The sequence below is a fragment of the Deltaproteobacteria bacterium genome, from assembly GCA_016931625.1.
Lineage (GTDB): Bacteria > Myxococcota > XYA12-FULL-58-9 > XYA12-FULL-58-9 > JAFGEK01 > JAFGEK01.
The window spans coordinates 1-4,098 of the sequence record JAFGEK010000009.1 but is presented as its reverse complement, the minus strand read 5'-3'; the positions used below and the strand labels follow the sequence as shown (position 1 = coordinate 4,098).

Genomic DNA, 4,098 nt, shown 5'->3' with positions numbered 1-4,098 from the left:
TAGAGAGTTTTACTTAACTCCTCGTCATTCCTACGAAAGTAGGAATCCAATTCCGATAAAAGTGAAAAATGAGACTAAGAGTCAGCCACCCTGGGAGCTGTGCTGGCCGAGGCTTCGCTGGATTCGGGCTTGACAATGGGGGGCCTTCTCATGGAAGTCGGGAATTAGCTTTCGTTAATAGAATTATCGAACTGCGGCAGCCTTTGTTAGCATGGCTGGCTCGTTATAATTTTATTAGTTTTTAGGCATCTAATAAAGTTATGGCAGCTCTAACTGCTTCACCAGAACCAACAAGGTAGACGATATCTCCAGCGGCAAGAGGTTCTTCAGGATCTGGTTGTTCAAGTAAAAGTTCACCTCGGCGAATAGCTACGATTAAGGCCTTGGTTTTACGGCGTACATCTAACTCAATAGCGCTGCGGTAAATAGATGCACTGTTGCTATTAATAAGTACACTTTCAATTTTTAAATCAGCAAGGGATGAATGTGAGAAAAGAGCGCTTCGTGGCAGAGTAATTTTACGTTCAGAAGTCTGTAATTGTTCACGAGCCTCTCTAATTTGTAAATTGATTATATTACGCGGCACTTCAAGTCTTCTTAATAATCTAGCTAATACTTCAATACTTGCCTCTACCTCTTCAGCTACTACATCGATCGCACCAATTTTCATAAGGCGGTCACGTTCAGAATGATAGCGAGTTCGAATAACAGCAGACACATTCGGCGCAACTCGATGCACGGTATCAACAACTCTCACAGCAGCCTGGGGGTCGTTAATTAATACCACCACAACTTTGGCAGTATAGACATCCGCATTTTCAAGAGCTTCTTTACTCGTTGCATCAGCATAAAATACTGGCTCACCATTATTTTGCGCGCGCCTTACTGTTTCAGCATTCATTTCTAAAACGCGATGAATGATTGAGCATGAGGTCAAAGCTCTGCTTAAAAGCTGACCAGCAATTCCATAACCGATAATTAATACATGATTTTCTAAATGCTCATCTTGTTTAATTTGCTCTACACCACGCACTCCCAATATTCTTGATAATGGTGCTAAAAGTTTTTCACCAGCAGTGATATGTGGCGCCAAACCGATTAATAGCGGTGTAATAAACATACTTATTATACCAGCGGTTAATATGGCATGTGTCATTGCGGTATCGGCTAACCCAGAAGTCTTGCCAAGTTTTAATAAAACAAAGCCAAACTCACCAAACTGACCGAGGCCGATACCTGCAAGAAAGGCAGCTCGTGGAGGAAAACGCATTAATAATGCAGCAAATGTGGCGAGTGCAGCTTTTGCGAGCACGAAACCAAGTAGCAATAGCAGCACAACTAGGGGTCTGGTTATTACAGTTTGCACATTAAACAACATGCCGAGTGAAACGAAAAAAATGCTAACGAAAGCATCACGCAGAGGTATCATATCCCCCATAGCTCGGTGCTGAAAAGCAGTGCCAGCTACAACCACTCCACCGAGAAATGCGCCAAACGCAAGCGATAATCCAATCAGCGATGTCAACCATGCTGTGCCAACACAGATAGCAATAATAGCGAGTAAAAATATTTCACGGCTGCGGCTAGCATCCACCCAGCGTAAAATATGTGGCACTACGATTCTTGCTACCAATAATACGCCGACCACTACCAAGGTGGCTTTGCCAAGAGCAAGACCAATCTCTAAAGCAACTAACAAAGAAGAATGACCGCTGCCTAGTACAGGCACCAACAGAACCATAGGGATAACACAAAGGTCTTGAAAGATAAGAGTGCCGACAATAAATCGACCATGAGGGGAGTCGATTTCACCGCGATCTCCTAAAGACCGCAAAACAATTGCAGTGCTCGATAATGCTATTACGAATCCATAAAAAATAGCACGTGTAGGTTGTTGCCCGGCTAGCATTGCTACAACCGCAGTTCCTGTCAATGTAGCGATGACCTGTACGAGACCGCCTAAAGCAACTCGACGAAAGATATGCCGCAATCTGTCGAGTGAAAATTCAAGACCGATGGTGAAAAGTAATAGCACCACACCAACTTCAGCAAGTATTTCAATGGTGTGGACATTTTTTACTAACCCGAGAGCAAATGGGCCAAGTAAAGCACCGGCCGCGAGAAGTCCGGCAACCGTTGGGAGATGTAATCTGGATAAAAGTGCAGTAACCGCCACCCCGAGAACGGCGATGATTGCTAATTCTTCTAGAAGGGGGATGTGATTCATCGTCGCTTTAAACTACATCATTTTTAAATTCTGCAGCAAACAATGTTCACCACAAAGCAAAAAAAAATTATGAGGTTATATGACTAGCGGACAAACAAATGTTTTACGATATTAATTATGTAACAATACAATAATTAAAAAATACGCAACTCATTTTTAATTTGGACGATATTAATTGCGACAGAAACAGATAACGATGGTTTAGACATAATTTATAAAAACTAAAATAAACAAAGGTGCATTAAATATCATGAAAGCTAAAAATGATATAACTTCATTTGAGCGGTGGCCTATGCATTTTTGGCACGATCCAATTCACGATGTGGTCACAATGACCTTTAATAATTGTGTAATTAGTTCTTCTGATGACGCTATTGAGTTTATGAAAGTTATGACCATTCATATGCAGCGACATAAGACCCCCGCTGATGTGCTAATTGATTATTCTGGATTGGTTGTAAAGGCTAGCGCTGCTAGTAAGTTTGGTAGCGAAAGAGCTGAGTTTGGACGTCGTTTTTTTCAGCGTAGCTATCGCTATAATGTAGAAAATGCTTCATCGCGTTCAGTTTTATATACTTCAAAGGTTATTTATGGGGCAGAAACTAATATTTGTGCTACTCGTGAAGAAGCCTTAAATGCTTTATTAGAGCAGCGAAAAAATGAACATTTATATGCCCAAAAAAAGCGTAGTGATTTGTGTGAAACTATTTCTTAATTAGTTAGGTTTTACTTTCCGGTTCGCGTAAACCAAGTTCTTTCATTTTGTTTTGTAAACCTTTGCGACTGATTCCAAGTATTGCTGCAGCCTTAGTTACGTTGCCATTGGTTTCATCTAGGCCTTTGACTATTAGATCAAGTTCAATTTCTACCGTAGCTTGTTTCACAATATCTTTCATTGTCGTACTACCATTATCTCCAGTTGATAGTGGCAGAGATTCTGAACGTAGAATTCGGTTTGTTATACTTGGTATACCTAGGCGCTGTTCGATTTGTTTAGCGAGATCACGGTTAGTGGCTGCAATAACGCGCACATCAACTCTAATGCTACGTATTCCTCCAACACGTTCAAACTCGCCTTTTTGGAGTGTACGCAATAACTTTACCTGCATTGCTGTAGGAATTTCAGCAATTTCATCAAGAAATAAGGTTCCACCGTCAGCAAGTTCAAAGCGACCAGGTTTAGAAGATATTGCACCAGTAAAGGCGCCGCCTTGCCAGCGCCAAGCAAAGAAGATCTTACGAAGGTAGCCTATAAAACTTGCGAAAAAAATAGTCAAGCTGCTTAAAGTGGTGGCTAGAGAGTCAATACTTCATTTTTAAAGTGCAGAATTATCGTCACATAACTAAGCAAGCTTTGCCATCAACTCTTGTCTTATATCTTGCTCGCCTTGATTATTGCTAAGTATCCTTGCGGTACAGTAACTCTCGCGCCGCCGACACCCTCTACTGTACCAATAATGGTATAGGTAATACTCGTAGCCTTGCCATCGGTATCGTCATTGTCAGAAGACGATGGTGCGTTACAACTACTGTTATGCATAAGTAACCCGGCGATAAATATTACGTTTGCAAGTTGGAGAGTGTAATGATGGCAAATGCGCATAAACGACTCCATTACCCCACAATCGTACAAACGGCACAAAATCCAGTACTGTACATTACCGGGAAGCATGCCAACTAAAACTTATTCGGTTTTTTTACCTAACCCGCCGATGTCTGATACGTGTAGTTTGAAATTAAATAGTAACTTCAGATTTTTTAACCAGTTATAGGCTGACTCTTAGTCTCATCTCTGTAATTGATCGATTTTATTAGGCTTTACTGGATGCCCTCTTTCGAGGGCATGACGTAGAGAGTTTTACGTAACTCCT

At 41.3% G+C, this 4,098-nt stretch carries 4 protein-coding genes; 1 reads left to right on the top strand and 3 read right to left on the bottom strand.

All coding sequences use genetic code 11. The annotated features are described in order from the left end of the window. Window positions 1-241: 241 nt before the first annotated feature. Complete coding sequence (locus JW841_00460; GenBank protein MBN1959390.1) at window positions 242-2,227, bottom strand: cation:proton antiporter; 1,986 nt, start codon at window positions 2,225-2,227, stop codon at window positions 242-244. A 250-nt stretch (window positions 2,228-2,477) separates the two neighbouring features. Between JW841_00460 and JW841_00455 the strand changes: the two genes are divergently transcribed. Beyond that, entirely contained in the window at window positions 2,478-2,942 is a 465-nt protein-coding gene (locus JW841_00455; protein ID MBN1959389.1) for a hypothetical protein, read from the top strand. A gap of 4 nt (window positions 2,943-2,946) precedes the next feature. Here JW841_00455 and JW841_00450 read toward each other — a convergent pair whose 3' ends face one another. Together JW841_00450 and JW841_00445 are read right to left on the bottom strand one after the other, a co-directional pair. Next, window positions 2,947-3,534 carry a sigma 54-interacting transcriptional regulator gene (locus tag JW841_00450; protein MBN1959388.1) on the bottom strand — a complete coding sequence of 196 codons (588 nt, stop codon included), beginning with the start codon at window positions 3,532-3,534 and terminating at the stop codon, window positions 2,947-2,949. A gap of 65 nt (window positions 3,535-3,599) precedes the next feature. Continuing rightward, window positions 3,600-3,830 carry a hypothetical protein gene (locus JW841_00445; GenBank protein ID MBN1959387.1) on the bottom strand — a complete coding sequence of 77 codons (231 nt, stop codon included), beginning with the start codon at window positions 3,828-3,830 and terminating at the stop codon, window positions 3,600-3,602. Window positions 3,831-4,098: the final 268 nt, after the last annotated feature.

Coding starts and splice junctions, on each gene's coding strand:
- JW841_00445 (MBN1959387.1), bottom strand. CDS start 3,830: ATGCGCATTTGCCATCATTACACTCTCCAACTTGCAAACGTAATATTT.
- JW841_00460 (MBN1959390.1), bottom strand. CDS start 2,227: ATGAATCACATCCCCCTTCTAGAAGAATTAGCAATCATCGCCGTTCTC.
- JW841_00455 (MBN1959389.1), top strand. CDS start 2,478: ATGAAAGCTAAAAATGATATAACTTCATTTGAGCGGTGGCCTATGCAT.